Below are 22,947 nucleotides of genomic sequence, written 5' to 3' on the forward strand. Positions count from 1 at the left end.
AGCGGCGGCATCAGTCCGAGGTGGAACTGCCCGCTTCGGTGGCGGGCGCCTGGGTGGCGCGTTCGAAGATGGGCGCCACCAGCAGGCCGACTTCGTAGAGCAGCACCAGCGGCACGGCCAGCATCAGCTGGCTCATCACGTCGGGCGGGGTGACCACGGCGGCGATGATGAAGGCGCCGACGATCACATAGGGGCGCACCTGCTTGAGCTTGGCCAGCGGGACCAGGCCCATGCGCACCAGCACGATCACGATCACCGGCACCTCGAAGGTCACGCCGAAGGCGACGAACATGGTCAGCACGAAATCGACATAGCTATCGATGTCCGGCGCCACCGAGACCGACTTGGGCGCGAAGTTGTTGATGAAGGGGAAGACCACGCCAAAGACGAAGAAGTAGCAGAACGCCACCCCGGCCACGAACAAGACCGACGAGGAGATCACCAGCGGTGCGATCAGGCGCTTTTCGTGCGTGTAGAGACCCGGCGCGACGAAGGCCCACAGCTGGTAGAGCACCCAGGGCAGCGAGACCAGCACCGCCACCAGCATGGTGACCTTGATGGGGATGAGGAAGGGCGTGATCACGCCGGTGGCGATCATCTTGCTGCCGGCCGGCAGCGCGTGGATCATCGGTGCGGCCAGCACATCGAAGATGTGGGCCGCGAAGGGCATCATGCACAGGAACACCACCAGCACCACCGCAGCCGCCTTGACGATGCGGCTGCGCAGCTCGATCAGGTGTGAGATGAAGGTGTCTTCGGCCTGGGTGTTTTCTTCAGCCATGGAATTGGAGCATTCTGATGAAGTGGGACGCGCTGCGCCAGATGAGAAGAACTAGAAGAAACTAGAAGAAACCAGCAGACTTGCCCGCGCCCACCGGTCGACGGTACTTGGCCACGCGGGCCGACGCCGAGATCACGCGGGTCCTGTGGCCGCTCTGGTGCTTGTACCAGGCCGGCACGCCGGTGGTGCGCGAGAGCTTCTTGCGGCGGAAGGCCTTGGCCTTGATGGCCAGCAGCGAGGGATCGGGCTGACGGGTCCAGTTGCCGGCGGCGGCGCTGTCCGAGCCGGAAGCGTCATCGCCGCCGTTCCAGGCGTCATTGAGCGAGGCTTCGGTCTCGGCCATGCTCTTGTGGATGCTGCCGCTGACCTCGCTGGCGGCTGACTCCACGTCCTGGCGCATCTTGCGCAGCTCGTCGAGTTCCATCTCGCGGCTGACCTCCGACTTGACGTCGTTGATGTAGCGCTGGGCGCGGCCGAACAGCGTGCCGGCCATGCGCGCCACCTTGGGCAGGCGTTCCGGGCCGATCACGACCAGCGCGACCACGCCAATCAAGGCCAGCTTGGTAAGGCCGATATCAATCATGGGCTTGTGTGGACTTTAAGGACAAGAGCAGCAGAGCTGCCCGGGAGACTGGACGTCCGCACCAGGCGCGGACAGCAAAACGGTGCGGCCCGGCACAATATCGCACCGGGCGCTGCCTGATCAGGTGCCGGACTTGTCTTTTTCCTTGGCCTGCACGTCGATGGCCGCGTCCTTCTTCTCTTCCTCTGCGCCCTTGACGCCATCCTTGAAGCCCTTGACTGCCTTGCCCAGGTCGGAACCCATGTTGCCGAGCTTCTTGGTGCCGAAGACCAGCATCACGATCACCAGAACAATCAGCCAATGCCAAATACTGAACGAACCCATTCTCTTCTCCTAAGCGGACATCCCTGCCCTGTGTACAAGTGTGAAACCGGCCAGCCCCCGGGCTGGCGAATCCTTATTGTTGCACGAACCGTACCCGCCACGGATGCGGGCCGCCGATGACATGCATGTGCAGATGGTACACCTCTTGGCCGCCATCCGGTCCGGTGTTGATGATGGTCTTGAAACCGCCGCTGGGCTTGCCCTCGGCGTCCAGGCCATAGCCGCAGCCCTGCTCGGCGGCCAGGCGCGGCGCCAGGGCCAGCATCTTGCCCAGCACGGCGGCATGCTGCTCACCACAATCGGCCAGAGTCGCCACATGCTGGCGCGGCACGATCAGGAAATGCACTGGGGCGGCCGGGTTGATGTCGTGGAAGGCGATCAGGTCCTCGTCCTCGTAGATCTTCTTCGAGGGGATCTGGCCTGCAGCGATCTTACAGAAAATGCAATTATCCAAAGCCGTACTCCTGGGGAAACAAGGGGGAAATGGGAAGACCGGTGGCCGATCAGTCCTTGCGGGCAGCCTTTTCTTCCAGGCCGGAGAGGCCTTCGCGACGGGCCAGCTCGTTGAGCACATCCTGCGGGCTCAAGTCGAACTGCGCCAGCAGCACCATGGAATGGAACCACAGGTCGGCGCATTCGTAGAGCACCTTGTACTTGTCGCCAGAGACGCGGGCATCCTTGGCGGCCATGACAGTTTCGGTAGCTTCCTCGCCGATCTTCTTGAGGATGGCGTCGTCGCCCTTGGAAAACAGCTTGGCGACATAGGATTTCTCTGGATTGCCGCCATTGGCCAGCTTGCGCGACTCGATGACCTCGGCCAGGCGCTTCAGGGTTTCACTCATGATGGGGTCTTGTCGCTGTCGACGGGCTTGGGGATGCTCTTGCGCACGCGCTTGGGCTTGGCTTCCGGCTCGGCCGCAGTCGCTGCAGGACCGCCGCCGGCGCCGGGTTGCAGGTCCTTCAGGACCGGCTCGACGGTGACCCACTCGCCACTGTCGGCGCTGCCTTCGAATTTCTGGAAGAAACAGGAATGACGTCCGGTATGGCAGGCGATGCCGGCCACCTGCTCGACCTTGAGCAGCACCACGTCTTCATCGCAATCCAGGCGAATCTCGTGGACCTTCTGGAAGTGGCCGGATTCTTCGCCCTTGTGCCACAGCTTCTTGCGCGAGCGGCTCCAGTAGACGGCCTGGCCGATCTCCACGGTGCGCGCCAGCGCCTCGCGATTCATCCAGGCGAACATCAGCACATCATTGCTGCCGACTTCCTGGGCGATCACCGGCACCAGGCCGACTTCGTCCCATTTGACCTTGTTGAGCCATTTGGCGCTGATGCTCATGCCAGCCTCATGGAAATGTTCTGGTCGGCCATGAAGCGCTTGGCTTCCTGCACGGTGTGCTGGCCATAGTGGAAGATGCTGGCGGCCAGCACCGCATCGGCCTTGCCCTTGGTGATGCCGTCGGCCAGGTCCTGCAGGCCGCCCACGCCACCGGAGGCGATCACGGGGATGCTGACCGCTTCCGAGACCGCGCGGGTCAGGTCGAGGTCGAAACCGCTCTTGGTGCCGTCGCGGTCCATGCTGGTCAAGAGGATCTCGCCCGCGCCCAGTTGCGCCATCTTGCGCGCCCATTCGACCGCGTCCAGGCCGGTGGCCTTGCGGCCGCCGTGGGTGTAGACCTCCCACTTGCCGTCACCGGCGCGCTTGGCGTCGATGGCCACCACGATGCATTGCGAACCGTACTTGCTGGCGGCGTCGGCCACCAGCTGCGGATTGGTCACGGCCGAGGTGTTGATGCCGACCTTGTCGGCGCCGGCATTGAGCAGGCGACGCACATCTTCCACCGCGCGCACGCCGCCACCCACGGTCAGGGGGATGAAGACCTGCGAGGCTACGGCTTCGATGATGTCCAGGATCAGGTCGCGGCCATCGGAGGAAGCGGTGATATCGAGGAAGGTCAGCTCATCAGCGCCCTGCTCGTCATAGCGACGCGCGATCTCGACCGGATCGCCGGCATCGCGCAGCTCCAGGAAATTGACGCCCTTGACCACGCGACCAGCGGTCACGTCCAGGCAAGGGATGATGCGTTTTGCAAGGGCCATGTTATTTGCTGCCGGACAGGCGGTTGGCTTCCAGTTCGCGCGTGAGTTCATCGGCGCGATCCTGGCCGCTGCGCAGGTCCAGCGTGCCTTCGTAGATGGAACGACCGCAGATGACGGCTTCGATGCCTTCATCCTCGACGCGGCACAGCGCCTCGACGTCGCCCACGTTGTGGACGCCGCCCGAAGCGATGATGGGAATGGTCACCGCCTGCGCCAGGCGCACGGTGGCTTCGATGTTGACGCCGCCCATCATGCCGTCGCGGCCGATGTCGGTGTAGACGATGGCTTCGCAGCCATAGCCTTCGAACTTCTGCGCCAGGTCCACCACTTCGTGGCCGGACAGCTTGCTCCAGCCGTCGGTGGCGACCTTGCCGTCCTTGGCGTCCAGGCCGACGATGATCTGGCCGGGGAAGGCGCTGCAGGCGTCATGCAGGAAACCGGGGTTCTTCACCGCAGCGGTGCCGATGATGATGTAGGACAGGCCGTCGTCCAGGTAGCGTTCGATGGTATCGAGATCGCGGATGCCGCCGCCCAGTTGCACCGGGATTTCCTCGACTTCGTTTTCTTCGGCGAAGCTGGCCACCGCCTTGAGGATGGCCTTGACCGCCGCCTCGTTCTTGGGCTTGCCGGCAAAGGCGCCGTTCAGGTCCACCAGGTGCAGGCGGCGCGCGCCCTGCTTGAGCCAGTGCAGGGCCATTTCCGCCGGATCTTCGGAGAAAACGGTGGCTTGGTCCATATCACCTTGTTTGAGGCGTACGCAATGACCGTCTTTCAGGTCGATGGCGGGTATGAGCAGCATGGCTAGGGGATGACTAGTCAGTAAAAAGAAGGGTTGTCGAAGCTCAGCAGGCTGATTCTTGCCGGAAAGACAAAAATCAAGGTTTCCAGTGTACGAAATTCCGATACAGCTGCAAACCCGCCGAGGCACTTTTTTCCGGGTGGAACTGGGTTGCAAAGATATTATCGCGGGCCACGGCGCAGGCGAAGTCGCGGCCATACGGGGTCTGCCCGACCACATGGGCGGACTCGGCCGGCACCGCGTAGTAGCTGTGGACAAAATAGAAGAAGGCGTTGTCGGCAATGCCTTCCCAGAGCGGATGGCGGCTGGTCTGGTGGACATGGTTCCAGCCCATCTGCGGCACCTTGAACAGGGAGCCATCATCCTGGCGCATGCCTTCCAGGTCGAAGCGCACCACCTTGCCGGGCAGCAGGCCCAGGCCGGGGGTGTCGCCCTCTTCACTCCAGTCGAACAGCATCTGTTCGCCTACGCATACACCGAACAAGGGCTTGGTGCGCGACGCTTCGATGACGGCGTCCTGCACGCCCGATTCGCGCAGGCTGCGCATGCAATCGGGCATGGCGCCCTGGCCGGGCAGGACCACGCGGTCGGCGGCGCGGATATCGGCGACTTCGCCGGAGATACGCACATCGGCTTCAGGCGCGACATGGCGCAGCGCCTGCGCCACCGAGCGCAGGTTGCCCATGCCGTAATCGACTACAACAATTTTATTCATGGCGACATTGAACGGCGCTCGCGCACCGGAAAACCAGATGATTTAGCGATACCCTGCGTTTTTACAGGCTGCCCTTGGTCGACGGAATCGTACCAGCAGCGCGCGGATCAAGTTCGACGGCCATGCGCAGCGCGCGGCCGAAGGCCTTGAACACGGTCTCGGCCTGGTGGTGGGCGTTCACGCCGCGCAGGTTGTCCACATGCAGGGTCACCTGCGCGTGGTTGACGAAACCATGGAAGAACTCGCTGGTCAGGTCCACATCGAAGGAACCGATCATGGAGCGGGTAAAGGGGATGTGGTATTCCAGGCCGGGACGGCCGGAGAAGTCGATGACCACGCGCGAGAGGGCTTCATCCAGCGGCACGTAGGCGTGGCCATAGCGGCGGATGCCCTTCTTGTCGCCGATGGCCTTGGCAAAGGCCATGCCCAGGGTGATGCCCACGTCTTCCACCGTATGGTGGGCGTCGATGTGGAGGTCGCCCTTGGCGTGGATATCCAGGTCGATCAGACCGTGGCGGGCGATCTGGTCCAGCATGTGGTCCAGGAAGGGGACGCCGGTATCGAGCTTCTGCTGGCCGGTGCCATCCAGGTTGATCGCAACGCGGATTTGCGTCTCGTTGGTGTTGCGGACGACTTCCGCGGTTCTCGGTGTAGACATGGTCAGGGTAAGACGGAGTTCTATCGTTGGGTAATGCGTTGTGCTGGCCTGGGCCTGGCCCTTGCTGGCAGCTCTACAGCTCGCGCAGCGCCGTCTTCAGGGCCGCCAGGAACATGGCGTTTTCTTTATCCGAGCTGACGGTAATGCGCAAACAGTTTTGGAGCAATACGTGCATTCTACCGGCATTTTTCACAAGTACCCTGTGCGCCAGCAAGCTGGCGCAGACTTTATCGGCGTCCGGGACGCGGATCAGCAGGAAATTGGCCGCCGAGGGAAACACCTGCACCCCGTCCAGCGCCGCCAGTTCGGCCGCCAGGGCGCTGCGCGCCTGGCGCAGTCGTGCGGCCTGGGCCTGCAGTACGTCCAGATGCTCCAGCATGAACAGCGCCGCAGCTTCAGTGAGCACATTGACGTTGTAGGGCGGACGCACCTTGTCCAATTCGCGCAACAGCGCCGGCGCCGCCGACAGGTAGCCCAGGCGGATGCCCGCCAGTCCCAGCTTGGAGACGGTGCGCATGAGCACCAGGTTGTTGTGCTGCGGCAATGCCGGCATCAGCGTGGAGGCGGCAAAGGGCTGGTAGGCCTCGTCGACCACTACCAGCCCGTACGGTGCGGCGGCTTCGACGATGCGCAGCACATCGGCCATCTCATAGAGCGTGCCGGTGGGATTGTTGGGGTATCCCAGCCAGGTGATGACGGGCTTGTGCGCCTCCATGGCCGCCAGCATGGCCGGCAGGTCCAGGCTCAGGTCAGCGCACAGGGGCACGCCCACGTACTCCAGCCCGGCCATCTTGGCTGAGACGCCATACATCACGAAGCCCGGCTCCGGCGCCAGGATGGTCCGGCCCGGCTGGGCGCAGGCCACCGACAGCAGGGTAATCAATTCATCCGAACCATTGCCCAGCAGGACATCGTAGCCCGCCGGCACACCCAGGCCCTTGCAGATGGCGGCCTTCAGGGCCGTGTACGAAGGCACCGGGTAACGATTGAGCTCCAGCGCGGCCAGGCGTTGCGCCAGTTGCTCGCGCAGTTCGGCGGGCAGCAGGTAGGGATTTTCCATCGCGTCGAGCTTGACCATCCCCTCCGCCGACGGCACGTGATAGGACTGCCAGCCGCGCACCACGGGGCGGATGACATTGGCGATCAACTGGTCGATGGACTCAGGCTCAGGCTTGGGTACGGAGGGCTTCATCGTCTTGGTGGGCTGGCGCGAGGGCATCGAGGCGCTGGCGGATCAGTTCGCAATAATCGGGATTGAGTTCAAAACCAGTGAAATGCCGTCCACAGCGCCGCGCCGCTACCGCCGTGGTGCCGCTGCCCATGAAGGGATCGAGCACCACGCCGCCCGGCGGACAGGAGGCCTTGACCATGCGTTCCACCACTTCCAGCGGCTTCTGCGTGGGATGGTCGGCGCGCTCCTTGTGTTCGCGGTGCAGGCGCGAGACGCTCCACACATCCTTGGGGTTGTAGCCCATCTCCAGCCACTTGGCGCCCACGAAGATGGAGCGCGAGCGCGCCTTCTTGGTCTGGGCGTCGTAGGGAATGCGGATGGCGTCGAGGTCGAAGAAATAGTCCTTGGCGCGGGCGAAGAAACCGATGGTGTCATGCACCGACGAATAACGCCGGGTGCTGCCGCCCATCGACGGCACGCGGCGGTCCCAGATGATCTCGTTGATCATGGTCATGCGCTGCTTGAGCATCACGAAGATCTCCGGCGAATTGCGCCAGGTGAGGAAGATGTAGAGGCTGCCATTGGGCTTGAGCTTGGGCAGCGCGGCATCGACCCATTGCTCGGTCCAGGCCAGGTAGGCAGCGGTATCGAGCTTGTCGGAATCGTTGCCGTAGTCCTTGCCCAGTCCATAGGGCGGATCGGCGATCATCAGATCGACACTGCCATCGGGGATGCGCGCCAGGCCGCCCACGGCGGAAAGCGCATCTTCGCAAAATACGCGGTCCAGCCAGCCGGCGCCTGCAAGGGAGTCGGTGGCGGAACTCATCCTCTTACTTCTTCAGCCGCAATTCGGCCGAGCGGGCGTGCGCCTGCAAGCCTTCGCCATAGGCCAGTTCAGCGGCGATCTTGCCCAGCGTCTGGGCGCCCTCTTCCGATACGCGGATGATGCTGGAGCGCTTCTGGAAGTCATACACGCCCAGCGGCGAGGAGAAGCGTGCCGTGCGCGAGGTCGGCAATACGTGATTGGGACCAGCGCAATAATCCCCCAGCGATTCGGACGAGAAACGGCCCAGGAACATCGCGCCAGCGTGACGGATCTGGTCGGCCCACTGCTGCGCCTCCTGCGCGGAAATCTCCAGGTGTTCGGCGGCGATCATGTTGGCGATCTCGCAGGCTTCGGCCATGTCGCGCACCTTGACCAGCGCACCACGGTCGGTCAGCGAGGTGCGGATCACGTCCTTGCGCGGCATGTCGTCCAGCAGGCGGTTGATCGACGCCTCGACCTTGGCGATGTAGTCCGCATCCGGGCACAGCAGGATGGATTGCGCCAGTTCATCGTGCTCGGCTTGCGAGAACAGGTCCATGGCGATCCAGTCGGGATCGGTGGCACCGTCGCAGATCACCAGGATCTCGGAGGGACCGGCGATCATGTCGATGCCGACCACGCCGAACACGCGGCGCTTGGCCGCGGCCACATAGGCATTGCCGGGGCCGACGATCTTGTCCACCTGCGGAATGGTCGCGGTGCCATAGGCCAATGCGCCCACAGCCTGCGCACCACCGATGGTGAAGACGCGGTCCACCCCGGCAATGGCGGCGGCGGCCAGCACCAACTCATTCTTCACGCCATCGGGCGTGGGCACCACCATGATGACTTCCTGCACGCCAGCCACCTTGGCCGGAATCGCATTCATCAGCACCGACGACGGATAGGCCGCCTTGCCGCCGGGCACGTAGATGCCCACGCGGTCCAGCGGCGTGACCTTCTGGCCCAGCTCGGTGCCATCGGCTTCGCGATAGAGGAAGCCATCGGAGCCGCATTCCTTCTTCTGGCGCTCGTGATAGGCGCGCACGCGGTCGGCGGCGGTCTGCAGCGCATGACGACGCGCCTCGGGCAGGCCGGCCAGCGCGGCTTGCAGCGCGTCCTTGCCGATCTCCAGCGCCGCCACGGAAGCGGCCTGCAGGCGGTCGAAGCGCTGGGTGTATTCCAGCACGGCGGCGTCGCCGCGCGCCTTCACATCGGCCAGGATGGTGGCCGCGGCGCGGTCGATGGCCTCGTCTTCGCTGGCTTCGAAGGCCAGCACGGCCGAGAGCTGGTCGCGGAAGCCAGCATCGGCGGAATCGAGTTTTCGGATGGCAATGCTCATGGTCTCACCTGCTCTGCGAGGAAATCTGGGGTCGTGGTCATGGATTACTTGGCCTTGGACGCCTTCTCGAAGGCATCGAGAATCGGCTGCAGGCGCTCGCGCTTCAACTTCAACGCAGCCTGGTTCACCACCAGGCGCGAGGAGATGTCGATGATGTGCTCGACTTCCACCAGCTTGTTGGCGCGCAAGGTGCCGCCGGTGCTGACCAGGTCGACGATGGCGTCGGACAGGCCCACCAGCGGTCCCAGCTCCATGGAGCCATACAGCTTGATCAGGTCCACGTGCACGCCCTTGGCGGCGAAGTGCTCGCGGGCGGTATTGACATACTTGGTCACCACGCGCAGGCGCGCACCCTGGCGCACCGCATTGGCGTAGTCGAAGCCTTCCTGCACGGCCACCGACAGGCGGCACTTGGCGATGTTCAGGTCGATGGGCTGGTACAGGCCTTCGCCGCCGTGTTCCAGCAGCACGTCCTTGCCGGCCACGCCGAAGTCGGCCGCGCCGTATTGCACGTAGGTCGGCACGTCGGAAGCACGCACGATGATCACGCGCACGTCGGGATCATTGGTGGGCAGGATCAGCTTGCGCGAGGACTCCGGGTCTTCCGACACGGTGATGCCGGCCGCCTTGAGCAAGGGCAGGGTTTCTTCGAAGATGCGGCCCTTGGACAGCGCCAGCGTCAGTTGTTGGGTCATGATGTTGTGCTTTTCTCGAATCCGTAAACTTACTTGATACGCTGGATATCAGCGCCGATGGCCGACAGCTTGGCTTCCATGCGATCATAGCCACGGTCGAGGTGGTAGATGCGTTCCACCACGGTCTCGCCCTGGGCCGCCAGGCCGGCGATCACCAGCGAGGCCGAGGCGCGCAGGTCGGTCGCCATGACCGGTGCGCCGATGAATTTTTCCACACCCGTGACGATGGCGGTATTGCCCTCCACGTCAATGGCCGTGCCCAGGCGGTTGAGCTCCTGGACGTGCATGAAACGGTTCTCGAAGATGGTCTCGGTAACGTGGCTGGTGCCGTCGGCGATGCAGTTCAAGGCCATGAACTGCGCCTGCATGTCGGTGGGGAAGCCCGGATACTCGGTGGTGCGGAAGCTCACTGCCTTGGGACGGCGCGCCATCTGGATACGGATCCAGTCCTCGCCGGAAGTGAGGATGGCGCCGGCGTCGCGCAGCTTGTCCAGCGCCGCATCGAGCAGGCCGGCGCGGGTGCGACGCAAGGTCACGTCGCCGCCGGTAGCGGCCACCGCGCACAGGAAGGTGCCGGTCTCGATGCGGTCGGCGATGACTTCGTGCGAGGCGCCATGCAGTTGCTCGACGCCCTGGATGACCAGGCGATCGGTACCGATGCCTTCGATCTTCGCGCCCATCTTGACCAGCAGGTTGGCCAGGTCGCCTACCTCGGGTTCGCGCGCGGCGTTTTCCAGCACGGTCTCGCCGTCAGCCAGGACGGCGGCCATCAACAGGTTCTCGGTACCGGTGACGGTGATCATGTCGGTGACGATGCGCGCCCCCTTAAGGCGCTTGGCCTTGGCGTAGATGTAGCCGCCTTCGATGTGGATCTCCGCGCCCATGGCCTGCAAGCCCTTGATGTGCTGGTCCACCGGACGCGAACCGATGGCGCAGCCGCCGGGCAGCGACACCTTGGCCTGGCCGAAGCGGGCCAGCAGCGGGCCCAGCACCAGGATCGAGGCGCGCATGGTCTTGACCAGTTCGTAGGGCGCTTCCGGACGGGTGATGTCGTTGCCGTTGAGCACCATCTGGTCGCCGTTTTCCTGCACGCGCAGGCCCATCTGCTTCATCAGCCCGGTGATGGTGACCACGTCCTGCAGGTGCGGCACGTTGGAGAGCACCAGGTCATCGGCCGTCAGCAGCGCCGCGCACAGAATGGGCAGGGCGGCGTTCTTGGCGCCGGAAATGGTGACATCGCCGGAGAGGCGCTTGCCGCCACGGATCAAAAGCTTGTCCATCGTCTTGCCTTATTTCTGGAATTCTTCGGGGGTCAGGGTCTTCATCGACAGCGCGTGGATTTCCTCGCGCATGCGGTCGCCCAAGGCGGCGTAGACCAGCTGGTGACGCTGGATCAGGCGCTTGCCGGCGAAGGCTTCGGCGACGATGACGGCGGTGAAGTGCTGGCCATCGCCCTCCACTTCCAGGTGCTGGCAATCGAGGCCGGCGGCGATATAGCTTTTGACGAGTTCAGGAGTGGGTAGCATGTTGAGGCTCTTCACGGGAATGGGGGAGATGGCGGCGTGCAGCGGGCTCAATGGGAACCTGCACGCAGCTTGTAGCCGCTCTTGAGCATGCGCACGGCCAGGGTGGACAGCGCCACGAAGAACACGGCGACGATGCCGAGGCTGGTCATGGGGGCAATGTCGGACTGGCCGAAGAAGCCATAGCGAAAGCCATCGATCATATAAAAAAACGGGTTGAAATGCGATACCGCCTGCCAGAACGGCGGCAGCGAGTGTATCGAATAGAACACGCCGGCCAGGAAGGTCAGGGGTACGATCAGGAAATTCTGGAAAGCCGCCAGCTGGTCGAACTTCTCGGCCCAGATCCCGGCGATGAGGCCCATGGTCCCCAGGATGCCTGCGCCCAAGAGCGCAAATACCAGGATCCACAGCGGCGCCACGAAGTCCAGATGGCCGAACCACACGGTGACCACGAACACCCCGGCCCCCACCATCAGGCCGCGCACCACGGCAGCCAGCACATAGCCGCCGAAGAGCTCCCAGTGCGACAGCGGCGTCAACAGCACGAAGACCAGGTTGCCGGTGATCTTGGACTGGATCAGCGAAGACGAACTGTTGGCGAAGGCATTCTGCAACACGCTCATCATCACCAGGCCCGGCACCAGGAAGCCGGTGTAGTTCACGCCCGGATAGACCTGAACGCGATCCTGCAGCACGTGGCCGAAGATCAGCAGGTACAGCAAGGCCGTGACGATAGGCGCGGTGATGGTCTGGGTGGCGACCTTCCAGAAACGCAGGATTTCCTTGTAGAACAGGGTGCGGAAACCGATCATTTTTCATCTCCCATGATCTGGATGAAGACGTCTTCCAGATCGGCCTGCTGCAATTGCAGATCATCGATCTCGGCGCCGGCTGCGCGCAGTGCGGCCAGGATGGGCTCGACTTCCTGGTAGTCGTTCACGCGCAGCGTATATTTGTTGCCCGACAACAGTTCTTCGGGATGCGTGACCAGGGACTTCAATCCCTCCGGCAGGCTGCCGCGCTTCAGGCGCAGCACCATCTGCGAACCGGAAATGCGGCGGATCAGGCCCTCGGTCGAATCCAGCGCCACTACCTTGCCGAACTTGAGCATGGCGATGCGGTTGCACAGCGCCTGGGCTTCTTCCAGGTAGTGCGTGGTCAGCACGATGGTGTGGCCTTCGCGGTTGAGGCGACCGATGAACTGCCACAAGGTCTGGCGCAGCTCCACGTCCACCCCGGCGGTCGGTTCATCCAGCACGATCACGGGCGGCTTGTGCACCAGCGCCTGGGCCACCAGCACGCGCCGCTTCATGCCGCCGGAGAGCGCGCGCATATTGGTATCGGCCTTGTTGGTGAGGTCCAGGTTCTCCATGACCTCGTCGATCCACTTGTCGTTGCTGCTCAGGCCAAAATAGCCGGACTGCATGCGCAGCGTCTCGCGCACGGTGAAGAAGGGATCGAAGACCAGTTCCTGCGGCACCACACCCAGCTTCATGCGGGCAGCGCGATAGTCACTGACCACGTCGTGGCCGTGGATGGTGACCGTGCCGGAGTCGGCGCGGTTCAGGCCGGCGATGATGGAGATCAGCGTGGTCTTGCCGGCCCCATTGGGTCCGAGCAGACCGAAGAATTCGCCTTCCTCGATCGCCAGCGAAACGCCGCCCAGCGCCTGCAGCGACTGGTAGCGTTTCTTGATGTCATTGATTTGCAGAGCGGCCATTGCCTCGCCCGTTCGATTCGTTAATTGCGTCTGTTACCAGAAGGAAATAAGGAAACAGCAAGCCCTGCGGGTCCACTGTCCACCTCGCCCTGGCCGCGCCGCCCTCCTCCTGCCTGGAAGAGGGATGATCACGCAGCCGTGTTGTCGTTGGTGCTATCGGGATAGCGATCGGTTTTGCCCGGCGGCCGGGGCGCTGCCTCCAGCGGATGGGAATCCGCCACGCCAAGCAGCGTGGGCGCCTGCAAAAACCTTCGATTATAGGGGAATTCGATTTTCCGGGCCGTGCGGCCCAGGGACGCGACCTGATCAGTGATGTCGGTCGGTGGCGGAAGTGGGAGCGGCGACGCCTTGCAGCAAGGCGGTCACGCCGTAGAGGTCGGCCAGGCTTTGCAGATTGGCCGGCAACGCACCGAAGTCCAGCGCCGCACCGCGTTGGGCAGCGGCGCGACGCCAGGCCAGCAGCGTGGCCACGGCCGAGGAATCCACGGTAGCGACCGCGCTGACGTCGATGCCGGTCTGGCCCGCAGCGATGGCCGCCAGGCCCTCGCGCAGGACGGTACTGGCATTGGTGAAAGTCAGCGAGGCGCCGGGCTTGAACATGGTGCGCTTTCCAGTGGGTCAGGTCAGGTTACTTCTTGCCGTTGCCGCGGGCGGCCAGTTGCTTGTTCTTGTCCGACAGCGCCTTGATCAGGCCGTCGATACCGCCCTTGTTGATCTCGTTGGAGAAGGTGCCCTTGTAGGCTTCCACCAGCCAGGCGCCGAGGACGTTGACGTCGTAGAGCTTCCAGCCATCACCCTTCTTTTCCAGACGATAGCTCAGCTGGATGGGCTCGCCGCCGCGATCCGAGATCACCTGCGAATTGACTTCCACTTCGGTGTCGCCAGGCGCTGCACGCAGGGGCTTGAAGACGATCTTCTGGTCACGCACCTGGGACAGTGCGCCCGAGTAGGTGAACACCAGCAGGCTGCGGAACTCGTTGACCAGCTGGGCCTGCTGATCCGGAGTCGCCTGGCGCCAGTAGCGGCCGGCCGCCAGCTGGGTCATGCGCTGGAAGTCGACGTAGGGAAGGATCTTCTCTTCCACCAGTTGCATGATGCGAGTGTTGTTGCCGGACTGGATGTCCTTGTCGTTCTTGGCCGTATCCAGCACTTCAGAACTGATGCGCTTGACCAGCGCATCCGGGGCTTCCTGGGCCGAGGCGGCGCCGGTGAAGGCCAGGGCGGGAACGGCGAAGGCAGCGATTGCGAAAAGTTTGTTGAGCATCTTCATAAGTCTTGTTCCATTCGAGTCAGCAGGAGAGGCCGTCCCCGCGCACCCGGAAGCGCGGACGAGACACGGTCATCTCTTCGAAGTGCGCCGGGGGCGGGGGTTCCCGCCCGGTCACAGATGGGCACAGGTGTTACAGATTGTGCAAATCAGGTTCTTTTCAAGACCGCCATGGCCACAGAGGCAACATGTCGGTCTTGCTTGCCAGCCTCCGGCGATCAGGGCTGGATGGCGTTTTCCGGCCTGTCCTTGCCGCTACCACCGGCGCCGTTGATCTGGCTCTGGCGGCGTTGCAGGTAGGCGTCACGCACGAAGTCGTACTTGTCCAGCGCAGCATCTTCCAGCAGGGTCGACGCATCCAGCAACTGGGCGCGGCGGTCGACGATGCGCACCACGGTGCCCACATTGCGCCAGCGGGTCGGACGCTTGTAGGTCCACAGGTCGCCGTAGAGATCCACCGGCATGCCGGCCGTGTCACGCAGCGTGGACGGGCCGAAGAACGGCAGCACCACATAGGGACCGGAACCCACGCCCCACTTGCCCAGGGTCTGGCCGAAATCGGACTTCTCGCGCGGCAGACGCGCTTCGGTCGCCACGTCCAGCACGCCGCCCAGGCCGAAGGTGGTGTTGATGGCCACGCGCATGAAGGTCGAGACGCCCTGCTCGATACGGCCTTGCAGCAGCTGGTTCACCGACGACCACAGGTCGCCGATGTTGCCGAAGAAGTTGCCCACGCCGCGCTGGACCGGGCTCGGGACGACGGCGTCATAGGCTTGCGCCGCCGGCTTCAGCGCCACCTTGTCGACGGTGTCGTTGAAGCTGAACATGGTGCGGTTGAAGCCTTCCAGCGGATCGTTGGGATTGTTGCTGGTGCTGGCGCAGCCGGTCATGACCGCAGCCGCCAGGGCGATGGCGCCCAGACGGCTGGCGTAGGCAGCGTTGATGGTTTTATTGTTCATTTGGAATCATCCTTTCCCTCTGCCGCCTTGCTATAGAGGAACTGACCGATCAGGTTCTCCAGCACGATAGCGGATTGCGTCATCTTAATCGTATCGCCCGAAGCCAGGTTGGCGGTATCGCCCCCCGGCTCGATGCCGATGTATTGTTCTCCCAACAGACCCGAGGTGAGGATCTTGGCCGAGCTGTCCTTGGGGAATTTGTAGCTCTCGTCCATGTTCAGCGACACCACGGCGCGGAAGGTCTGGTCATCGAAGCGGATCGAATCCACCCGTCCCACCACCACGCCGGCGCTCTTGACGGCCGCACGCGACTTCAGGCCGCCGATATTGTCGAAGCTGGCCTTGATGGTATAGGTCTTCTGGCCGAAGGACATCGAACTCATGTTGCCGGCCTTGAGCGCCAGGAACACCAGCGCCGCCACGCCCAGCAGGACGAAGATTCCAACCCAGGCATCCAGTGATTTACGTTGCATAGTTCAACCCTCTTTATTCATTGTCGCACCCAAGCCCGGGCGCACTACATTCTTTGCCGCGATCAGCTGAACATCAGCGCGGTCAGCAGGAAGTCCAGGCCCAGCACCAGCAGCGAAGCGATCACCACGGTCCGGGTGGTGGCGCGCGCCACACCCTCGGGCGTCGGCTTGGCCTCATAGCCCTGGAACAGCGCCACGAAGGTCACTGCCACGCCGAACACGACGCTCTTCAGGACGCCATTGGCGATATCGTTCCAGACATCCACCCCGCCCTGCATCTGCGACCAGAACGCACCTTCATCCACGCCGATCAGCAGCACGCCGACCACATAGCCGCCGATCACGCCCACAGCGCTGAAGATGGCCGCCAGCACCGGCATGGCGATCACGCCAGCCCAGAAGCGGGGCGCCACCACGCGCTGCAGCGGGTTCACGGCCATCATTTCCATGGCCGACAACTGCTCGCCCGCCTTCATCAGGCCGATCTCGGCGGTCAGCGAGGTACCGGCGCGACCGGCGAAGAGCAGCGCCGTCACCACCGGGCCCAGCTCGCGCGTCAGCGACAGCGCCACCAGCAGGCCCAGCGCCTGTTCGGAACCGTATTTATTGAGGGTGTAATAGCCCTGCAAGCCCAGCACAAAGCCCACGAAGAGGCCCGACACGGCAATGATCACCAGCGAATAGTTGCCGATGAAATGGATCTGGTCGGTGATCAGGCGCGGACGGCGCAGCAGGCCCAGCGAGGAACCCAGCATGCTGGCGAACATGCGCCCGGCAAAGCCCACGCCCACCACGAATTCGCGGAGGCTGCGGCCCAGGCCGCTGACGAGACCGGCGATCATGCGCCACCTCCCAGGCCCAGGTCCTCGGCCAGCGACTTGCCGGGATAGTGGAATGGCACCGGACCATCGGCCTCGGCATGCACGAACTGCCTGACGTAGGGGTCGGTGGAAGAACGCAGTTCTTCGGGCGTGCCCTGCGCCACGATCTTGCCGGCCGACAGGAAATAGACATGGTCGGCGATGGCAAAGGACTCGTTCACGTCGTGCGACACCAGGATCGAGGTCGAACCCAGCGCGTCATTGAGACGGCGGATCAGGTTGGCGGTCACGCCCATGGAGATGGGATCGAGGCCGGCGAAAGGCTCGTCATACATGATCAGCGCCGGGTCCAGCGCGATGGCGCGCGCCAGCGCCACGCGGCGCGCCATGCCGCCGGAGATCTCGGCCGGCTTGAGCGAAGCGGCATTGCGCAGGCCCACGGCGTTGAGCTTCATGAGCACCAGGTCGCGGATGAGCGTCTCGTCCAGATCGGTATGCTCGCGCAGCGGGAAGGCCACGTTGTCGAACACCGTCATGTCGGTGAACAAGGCGCCGTTCTGGAACAGCATGCCCATCTTGCGGCGCAGCAGGAAGAGTTGCTTCGTGGCCAGGTCGGGGACGTTTTCGCCATCCACTTCCACCTTGCCCTGCTGCGGACGCAACTGGCCGCCGATCAGGCGCAGGATGGTGGTCTTGCCCGAACCGGAACCGCCCATCACCGCCACCACCTTTCCGCGCGGGAAATCCATATGGAGGCCGGACAGGATAGGCCGGTCGCCATAGCGGAAATGCAGATCGCGGATTTCTACGATATTAGGCAAGGGGATTCTGTGTGTTCTTTGGAAAAGCGACATTGTAGAGCAAATTTTACAAATCGCTTTCAAGAAGGCAATACAGCGTGTAAATGGCACGCTGCAGAAAGCCTCGATTTTCACAAATTAACGACGGGTTCGCCGAAGATGTTCCCTATTTCCGGCAACCAACTAAATGACGACTCAGTCAGTTAAATATTGCCTCGGGAAGAAAATTTTCATTCCGTCGCGTGTACACAACGAAATAATTCCAAATAGGTAATTTTCCTGCGGTAAGGAGAATAAATAGGCAAGCATTTGCAACAGCTCATCTGCTGCAGTGCAAACCGAAGACCATAAGCATAGGGTTGGGGCCTGCGGCTTGCTACAATGGCGGTTTTGCTTTCGGAAGAATCTGTCATGAGCCTCAAATGCGGCATCGTGGGTCTGCCCAACGTTGGTAAGTCCACTCTTTTCAACGCGCTGACCAAGGCTGGCATCGCCGCCGAGAACTATCCGTTCTGCACCATCGAGCCCAACGTGGGCATCGTGGAAGTGCCGGATCCGCGCCTGAAGGCGCTGGCGGAGATCGTCAAGCCCGAGCGCATCCTGCCGGCCACGGTCGAGTTCGTGGACATCGCCGGCCTGGTGGCGGGCGCCTCCAAGGGTGAAGGCCTGGGCAACCAGTTCCTGTCGCACATCCGCGAGACCGACGCCATCGTCAACGTGGTGCGCTGCTTCGAAGACCCCAACGTGATCCACGTGGCCGGTCGCGTCAGCCCCCTGGACGACATCGCCGTGATCCAGACCGAGCTGGCGCTGGCCGACATGGGCACGGTTGAAAAGGCCATCCACCGCGAGCAGAAGAAGGCCCGCTCCGGCGACAAGGACGCCGCCAAGCTGGTGGCCCTGCTGGAACGCATCATGCCGGCGCTGGACGAAGCCAAGCCGGTACGCGCGCTGGGCCTGGATGCTGAAGAGATGCTGCTGATCAAGCCGCTGTGCCTGATCACCGCCAAGCCGGCGATGTACGTAGCCAACGTCTCTGACAGCGGCTTCACCGACAACCCGTTGCTGGACCAGCTGACCGCCTACGCCAAGGAACAGAACGCCCCCATCGTCGCCATCTGCGCCGCCATCGAAGCCGAGATCGCCGACCTGGACGACGCCGACAAGGCCGATTTCCTGGCCGACATGGGCATGGAAGAGCCCGGCCTGGATCGCCTGATCCGCGCGGCTTTCCGACTGCTGGGCCTGCAGACCTACTTCACCGCAGGCGTCAAGGAAGTGCGCGCCTGGACCGTGCCGGTGGGTGCGACTGGCCCGCAAGCGGCTGGCGTGATCCACACCGACTTCGAACGCGGCTTCATCCGTGCGCAGACCATTGCCTTTGAGGATTTCATTGCTTTCAAGGGTGAGGCTGGGGCCAAGGAAGCGGGCAAGATGCGGGCTGAAGGCAAGGAGTATGTGGTCAAGGATGGGGATGTGATGAATTTCCTGTTCACCCGTACATAATCCTTATAGACATTCACCCTTGAATAACAAGGTATAGACATTTACACCAAAGTTATCCACAAGGGATTTTTTAAACTGGTAGATTTGAAGGCAGTGATAGGCCAGTTTGAAAGTGCTCTTCCAGAGCAAAAAAAAGAAATGGCCCGCAAGATTTCTCTGCGGGCCATAGACATAAAATATTTCTTTATTACCAAGTTTTAGGCCGTTTTCCAGCATTTCCTCATTGCGAGTCTAAGCTGTTTCTTGATTACTTCTCTCGCTGTTTGAGCTCAGGCAATCCCTCTTTTTCCCCAGCTTCCTCAAGCTTTTGACGCAGCTTCTTCACAAAGTCATCAGCCTCAACTCCCAGCGCTTCACACCAGGCAATAAGCTCGATTACATCCAAACGGCGCTCGCCTGTTTCGACTTTGCTCACATAACTTTGGTATTCGCCAAGAGCTTCCGATAGTTCTGTCTGCTTTACATTCGCCGACTCTCGCGCCTCCCGCAACTGCTTCAGGAAGAGTTTCTCGTGATACCTATATTTTTCTGATTCCATCGGCGCTCCAGAATTTGCGCCGACAGTTTGAATAGAAATACTCCATGACCCAAATTGGGATATCCCAAGATAGATAATTTAGATATACTAACGGTCATTCTTTTTTGGTTGCGCATCGAAGGACTTTCGATTTGGCCCTGCGATTGTCTTTTGACCGGCTCTGGTTCTTCGCGACCTCGATGAGCAGTTTCTTTACGCTCTGATTGGCTCCTTTCAATCTCTGCTCTTCTACTTCAAATCCATAGATGGCATTGAGAGCTGACGCGACACCGCAAGAGCGAGATACTCCGGCTCCGCAGTGAACTATCACGGTGTGTATCGATTCTGGTAGCGCCCGAACGAACCTATTTACTTCCAAACCCTGTGCTTTCGTCATCGCCTCTCCCAGTTTCTTTTGAGCTCTGTCGGAGAGGTTATGCGCCAAGAAGTCGACATCACTAAAACTGAGCCTCAAGAGAAATTCATATGGTGGAAGGACTGCTTGAGCGGAGTCCGCGTCGACGATTGAAATCATGGCGACGCCGGGCAGAAGAGGAATTCGTTCTGCGTCTCCCTTTGAAAGCGCTAGAACGCGTTTGCCTGTTTCCGGTGGGCGATGAATCGCTGCGAAGATGTCTTTGATTCTTTGGCTCATGCCGCGATTGTTTCAGCGCCTGCCCGCAACGGCAACAGAACTTGGAGAGCAAAGCAGCCCCCGCGCACACACCCTGGCTGCCCGGACCGGCAACTTACTGCCGCTACTGAATTGAACGACTTATTACAGGCATTGGCCTGCCTTTTAAATATTTTGATAAATCATCCGGAGAAGTTGGATGTCCACAACAGAGCTTGCCCTCAGCCAAGCCTCAGCAGAGGAATTGGAAGCGGAAGTTGGCGATAACATAAGGCGCTATCGCATCGACGAACTGCAGCTGGACCAAAGAACATTGGCAGAACGCGCTGGCATCAGCGTGCGTGCACTTAGAAATCTGGAGCTAGGTAATGGAACCTCGCTACGCACATTCTTAGTAGTCATCTCAGCTATGGGTCGATACCCTAGGCTACTTGAGGCACTGCCGCAGTACAGCCGCGAGGTAGTGAAAGTATTTGTGCCGAAGCAGCGGCAGCGCGTTCGTCAACCATCATCCAAGAAGAAACCCACGAGCTAAATCGGTGCTGTGGCATTCTCAGGCCAGGCAAAAAACTTTCTTGAGATGTTAAGCTTGCAAGTTGGAGTTTTCGAACGCCGACTCTGGGCGGACCACATTCAAGAATATTCGACACATGCCCCTGAAAAATCTCTCTGGAACAGCGGAAATCAGCGACGTCGGCATCAAAAAGCACTTCGTTAGCGCTGAACTATGGCAACCGCTGTTTGAACTTGTCTGGAACGGATTAGATGCTCGTGCACACCAAGTTTCTGTTCATATCGAAGATACGGAGCTCGGCGGAACAGATGTGGTGACTGTCCTAGACAACGGCGACGGCATCAATATCGACAACATCTCGGACAACTTCGGACGATTCAACGATTCAAATAAGAAAGGCGATGCCGGGCTCCATGGTTCTCATGGCCGCGGCCGGCTTTCCTTCCACATCGTGGCCGAACGAGCAACGTGGTGGACGAAAGTAAGCGATAAAGATGCGGTCATTCAAATTTCCGCAAAAAACATCAAACACTTCGAAGGCGAAATAATCGGAAGTGCGAGTCAACATCATGCGTTGGCCAGATATAAAACAGGTACGTACGTAGAACTGACCAACTTCCATAAGAATTTACCCAAAGTATCGACTCTCCAGGAAAAATTCTCAGTTGAATTCGGCTGGTATTTGGCTCTGCATAAAGAGAGGCGCATCTCGCTTAACGGCGAGGAAGTGAAGGTACCTAAGCACGACCTGACAGAGAAACAGGCGAATGCCGGCGGCGTAGAGTTCGACATCAAAGTCATTCGTTGGGATGACAGGCCGACATCTGAAAAGTCGTACATCTATCTTCTCGATTCCAAAGGCACGATTCGTCACAAGCAACTGAGCAGTTTCAATCTCAAGTCGAACTTCTACGTCAGCGTCTATGTTCAATCTCCATGGGCTGACAACTTCAGAGAGTCAGGCAAAGACCTCCTGTCGCCGGATTCGGTGTCGGCGGACTCCGAGCCCTGGAGGGAGTTGGAGAATCCGCTCCGCGAAATTGTGGATGCGATTCATGAAGACTTCCTACGCCTATACGTAGAGGAAGAAATCCAGAAATACGAAGAAACGGGAGTCTTCCCTGTATATCCAGGAATGCCGGCACCCTATGTGGCGTGGCGGGAGACAAACGCACGAAATCTGGTCAGAGCAGTCTATATGTCGGACCCGACCCTGATGGGGTCTCTGAACAAGAAACAAAAGAAAGTGATGGTTCGTCTCTTGGACCGCCTGTCGGTGTCGAATGAGAACGACGCGCTATTTGAAATCATCAAAGAGGTACTAGAACTCGATGATAAGAACTTGAAGACATTGGCTCAGCAGTTGCAACATACTCGACTCGAACACATCATCAGCACCATCGAGCTTCTGCGGCGTCGCCAGCTTGCGGTCGACCAGCTGCGTCTGCTCATGAACGACCACTACCGCGAGGTCTTGGAAACTCCGGACCTGCAGCAAATCATCGAAAACAACACCTGGCTATTCGGCAATCAATACGAAACCATTGGCGCCGAGGAAGACACTTTTTCATCCGTCGCCCGAAACCTTCGCGCGCAGCTCAAGAATGCCAATAAGATTGATGAAGATGACGTTGAGGAAGAGGCCGATATACCTGGTGTTCAGCGCCAAACAGACTTGTTCCTCTATCGTCAACTGCCCGCACTAGACTCTCGCAATCAACAGTATTTCCGCTGCATCATCATTGAGATAAAGCGTCCTGGCATTGCTCTCAACAAGAAGCATCTCCGCCAGCTTGAGGATTACGCCGACATCATCAAGAAGCACCCGGCATTTGCAAGCGAGCATATGCATTTCGAACTGGTACTAGTGGGTCGAAAAATCTCGAATGCCGACACGGAAATTCAAAGCCGCCTCGACAACCAGATACATCGTGGAGAGCTTGGCTTGGTTGCGGAGGACAAGCGAATGAAACGTTACGTACTTAACTGGTACACGCTCTTAGATGGCATTGAGTTGACCTATGGGCATCTGCTCAAAACACTGGAGCTCCAGCGCAACACTTTAGCTGGTGCACAGAAGGACGAGCTGGTAGCCGAACTTCAGAAAACAGCATAGTGGATGGAGGGCCGATGTCTGCCCTCCTCCGCTTTACTGGTCAGCAGTTCGTGCTTCGGCGGACGCAAGCATGTCCGTGCTGCAACCAAGATAATATAGAGACGGAAGGTGCTTCTATCTT

28 protein-coding genes and 1 pseudogene are annotated in these 22,947 nt (G+C 60.9%); 3 read left to right on the forward strand and 26 right to left on the reverse strand.

Going from position 1 to position 22,947, the window contains the following annotated elements; translation table 11 throughout:
• Positions 1-10 precede the first annotated feature (10 nt).
• The 24 genes and pseudogenes from tatC to ACP92_RS20350 all read right to left on the reverse strand — a co-directional run bounded on the left by tatC (position 11) and on the right by ACP92_RS20350 (position 17,560).
• Positions 11-781, reverse strand: a complete 771-nt coding sequence (gene tatC / locus ACP92_RS20235) for a twin-arginine translocase subunit TatC (protein ID WP_013235986.1) — start codon at positions 779-781, stop codon at positions 11-13.
• 61 nt (positions 782-842) lie between these two features.
• On the reverse strand, positions 843-1,364 hold the full coding sequence (gene tatB / locus ACP92_RS20240; protein ID WP_013235987.1) for a Sec-independent protein translocase protein TatB: 522 nt from the start codon (positions 1,362-1,364) through the stop codon (positions 843-845).
• Positions 1,365-1,484: 120 nt separating this feature from the next.
• On the reverse strand, positions 1,485-1,688 hold the full coding sequence (gene tatA / locus ACP92_RS20245) for a Sec-independent protein translocase subunit TatA (RefSeq protein ID WP_013235988.1): 204 nt from the start codon (positions 1,686-1,688) through the stop codon (positions 1,485-1,487).
• A gap of 73 nt (positions 1,689-1,761) precedes the next feature.
• Positions 1,762-2,142, reverse strand: coding sequence for a histidine triad nucleotide-binding protein (locus tag ACP92_RS20250; RefSeq protein WP_013235989.1), 381 nt, complete (start codon positions 2,140-2,142; stop codon positions 1,762-1,764).
• 49 nt (positions 2,143-2,191) lie between these two features.
• Complete coding sequence (locus ACP92_RS20255; protein ID WP_013235990.1) at positions 2,192-2,530, reverse strand: phosphoribosyl-ATP diphosphatase; 339 nt, start codon at positions 2,528-2,530, stop codon at positions 2,192-2,194.
• A gap of 113 nt (positions 2,531-2,643) precedes the next feature.
• A pseudogene (hisI, locus tag ACP92_RS20260) lies at positions 2,644-3,027 on the reverse strand (phosphoribosyl-AMP cyclohydrolase); the annotation flags it as partial.
• Positions 3,024-3,788, reverse strand: coding sequence for an imidazole glycerol phosphate synthase subunit HisF (gene hisF, locus ACP92_RS20265; RefSeq protein WP_013235992.1), 765 nt, complete (start codon positions 3,786-3,788; stop codon positions 3,024-3,026). The gene hisF and the pseudogene hisI, both read right to left, overlap by 4 nt.
• 1 nt (position 3,789) lies before the next feature.
• Entirely contained in the window at positions 3,790-4,587 is a 798-nt protein-coding gene (gene hisA / locus ACP92_RS20270) for a 1-(5-phosphoribosyl)-5-[(5-phosphoribosylamino)methylideneamino]imidazole-4-carboxamide isomerase (RefSeq protein WP_013235993.1), read from the reverse strand.
• A 76-nt stretch (positions 4,588-4,663) separates the two neighbouring features.
• Positions 4,664-5,302 (reverse strand): imidazole glycerol phosphate synthase subunit HisH, encoded by a 639-nt coding sequence (gene hisH, locus ACP92_RS20275; RefSeq protein ID WP_013235994.1) that lies wholly within the window; start codon positions 5,300-5,302, stop codon positions 4,664-4,666.
• 61 nt (positions 5,303-5,363) lie between these two features.
• Positions 5,364-5,960, reverse strand: coding sequence for an imidazoleglycerol-phosphate dehydratase HisB (gene hisB / locus ACP92_RS20280; protein WP_013235995.1), 597 nt, complete (start codon positions 5,958-5,960; stop codon positions 5,364-5,366).
• Positions 5,961-6,033: 73 nt separating this feature from the next.
• Positions 6,034-7,152, reverse strand: coding sequence for a histidinol-phosphate transaminase (hisC, locus tag ACP92_RS20285; RefSeq protein ID WP_013235996.1), 1,119 nt, complete (start codon positions 7,150-7,152; stop codon positions 6,034-6,036).
• The gene (locus ACP92_RS20290; protein ID WP_013235997.1) at positions 7,127-7,957 is read right to left on the reverse strand and encodes a DNA-methyltransferase; all 831 of its coding nucleotides are present in this window, start codon (positions 7,955-7,957) and stop codon (positions 7,127-7,129) included. The genes hisC and ACP92_RS20290 overlap by 26 nt, the downstream gene beginning before the upstream one ends.
• Before the next feature lie 4 nt (positions 7,958-7,961).
• Complete coding sequence (hisD, locus tag ACP92_RS20295; RefSeq protein WP_013235998.1) at positions 7,962-9,278, reverse strand: histidinol dehydrogenase; 1,317 nt, start codon at positions 9,276-9,278, stop codon at positions 7,962-7,964.
• Between the two features lie 44 nt (positions 9,279-9,322).
• Positions 9,323-9,973 carry an ATP phosphoribosyltransferase gene (gene hisG, locus ACP92_RS20300; RefSeq protein WP_013235999.1) on the reverse strand — a complete coding sequence of 217 codons (651 nt, stop codon included), beginning with the start codon at positions 9,971-9,973 and terminating at the stop codon, positions 9,323-9,325.
• A gap of 29 nt (positions 9,974-10,002) precedes the next feature.
• Positions 10,003-11,253, reverse strand: coding sequence for a UDP-N-acetylglucosamine 1-carboxyvinyltransferase (gene murA / locus ACP92_RS20305; protein WP_013236000.1), 1,251 nt, complete (start codon positions 11,251-11,253; stop codon positions 10,003-10,005).
• Positions 11,254-11,262: 9 nt separating this feature from the next.
• Complete coding sequence (locus ACP92_RS20310) at positions 11,263-11,499, reverse strand: BolA family protein (protein ID WP_017453768.1); 237 nt, start codon at positions 11,497-11,499, stop codon at positions 11,263-11,265.
• Positions 11,500-11,546: 47 nt separating this feature from the next.
• Positions 11,547-12,311 (reverse strand): ABC transporter permease, encoded by a 765-nt coding sequence (locus ACP92_RS20315; RefSeq protein WP_013236001.1) that lies wholly within the window; start codon positions 12,309-12,311, stop codon positions 11,547-11,549.
• Complete coding sequence (locus ACP92_RS20320; protein WP_013236002.1) at positions 12,308-13,219, reverse strand: ABC transporter ATP-binding protein; 912 nt, start codon at positions 13,217-13,219, stop codon at positions 12,308-12,310. The genes ACP92_RS20315 and ACP92_RS20320 overlap by 4 nt, the downstream gene beginning before the upstream one ends.
• Before the next feature lie 306 nt (positions 13,220-13,525).
• Positions 13,526-13,819: an STAS domain-containing protein gene (locus tag ACP92_RS20325; protein WP_013236003.1), complete on the reverse strand. Its 294-nt coding sequence runs from the start codon at positions 13,817-13,819 to the stop codon at positions 13,526-13,528.
• A 28-nt stretch (positions 13,820-13,847) separates the two neighbouring features.
• Complete coding sequence (locus ACP92_RS20330) at positions 13,848-14,489, reverse strand: MlaC/ttg2D family ABC transporter substrate-binding protein (RefSeq protein WP_013236004.1); 642 nt, start codon at positions 14,487-14,489, stop codon at positions 13,848-13,850.
• A 215-nt stretch (positions 14,490-14,704) separates the two neighbouring features.
• Positions 14,705-15,445, reverse strand: a complete 741-nt coding sequence (locus ACP92_RS20335; RefSeq protein WP_013236005.1) for an MlaA family lipoprotein — start codon at positions 15,443-15,445, stop codon at positions 14,705-14,707.
• Entirely contained in the window at positions 15,442-15,918 is a 477-nt protein-coding gene (mlaD, locus tag ACP92_RS20340) for an outer membrane lipid asymmetry maintenance protein MlaD (RefSeq protein WP_013236006.1), read from the reverse strand. Before mlaD ends, ACP92_RS20335 begins: the two co-directional genes overlap by 4 nt.
• A 62-nt stretch (positions 15,919-15,980) precedes the next feature.
• Positions 15,981-16,760: a lipid asymmetry maintenance ABC transporter permease subunit MlaE gene (gene mlaE, locus ACP92_RS20345; protein ID WP_013236007.1), complete on the reverse strand. Its 780-nt coding sequence runs from the start codon at positions 16,758-16,760 to the stop codon at positions 15,981-15,983.
• Positions 16,757-17,560, reverse strand: a complete 804-nt coding sequence (locus ACP92_RS20350; protein WP_171941791.1) for an ABC transporter ATP-binding protein — start codon at positions 17,558-17,560, stop codon at positions 16,757-16,759. Before ACP92_RS20350 ends, mlaE begins: the two co-directional genes overlap by 4 nt.
• 390 nt (positions 17,561-17,950) lie before the next feature.
• On the opposite strand from ACP92_RS20350, the gene ychF reads away from it, so the two are divergent.
• The gene (ychF, locus tag ACP92_RS20355; protein WP_013236009.1) at positions 17,951-19,045 is read left to right on the forward strand and encodes a redox-regulated ATPase YchF; all 1,095 of its coding nucleotides are present in this window, start codon (positions 17,951-17,953) and stop codon (positions 19,043-19,045) included.
• Between the two features lie 247 nt (positions 19,046-19,292).
• On the opposite strand, the gene ACP92_RS20365 is transcribed toward ychF, so the two are convergent.
• Positions 19,293-19,583, reverse strand: a complete 291-nt coding sequence (locus ACP92_RS20365) for a helix-turn-helix domain-containing protein (protein ID WP_013236010.1) — start codon at positions 19,581-19,583, stop codon at positions 19,293-19,295.
• A gap of 94 nt (positions 19,584-19,677) precedes the next feature.
• Complete coding sequence (locus ACP92_RS24410) at positions 19,678-20,217, reverse strand: hypothetical protein (RefSeq protein ID WP_013236011.1); 540 nt, start codon at positions 20,215-20,217, stop codon at positions 19,678-19,680.
• Positions 20,218-20,395: 178 nt separating this feature from the next.
• On the opposite strand from ACP92_RS24410, the gene ACP92_RS24725 reads away from it, so the two are divergent.
• Positions 20,396-20,731, forward strand: a complete 336-nt coding sequence (locus ACP92_RS24725; RefSeq protein ID WP_013236012.1) for a helix-turn-helix domain-containing protein — start codon at positions 20,396-20,398, stop codon at positions 20,729-20,731.
• A 115-nt stretch (positions 20,732-20,846) separates the two neighbouring features.
• A complete protein-coding gene (locus ACP92_RS20370) occupies positions 20,847-22,826 on the forward strand; it encodes an ATP-binding protein (protein WP_013236013.1) in 1,980 nt (659 codons plus the stop codon).
• Positions 22,827-22,947 lie beyond the last annotated feature (121 nt).

The organism is Herbaspirillum seropedicae, from assembly GCF_001040945.1.
GTDB classification, from domain to species: domain Bacteria; phylum Pseudomonadota; class Gammaproteobacteria; order Burkholderiales; family Burkholderiaceae_D; genus Herbaspirillum; species Herbaspirillum seropedicae.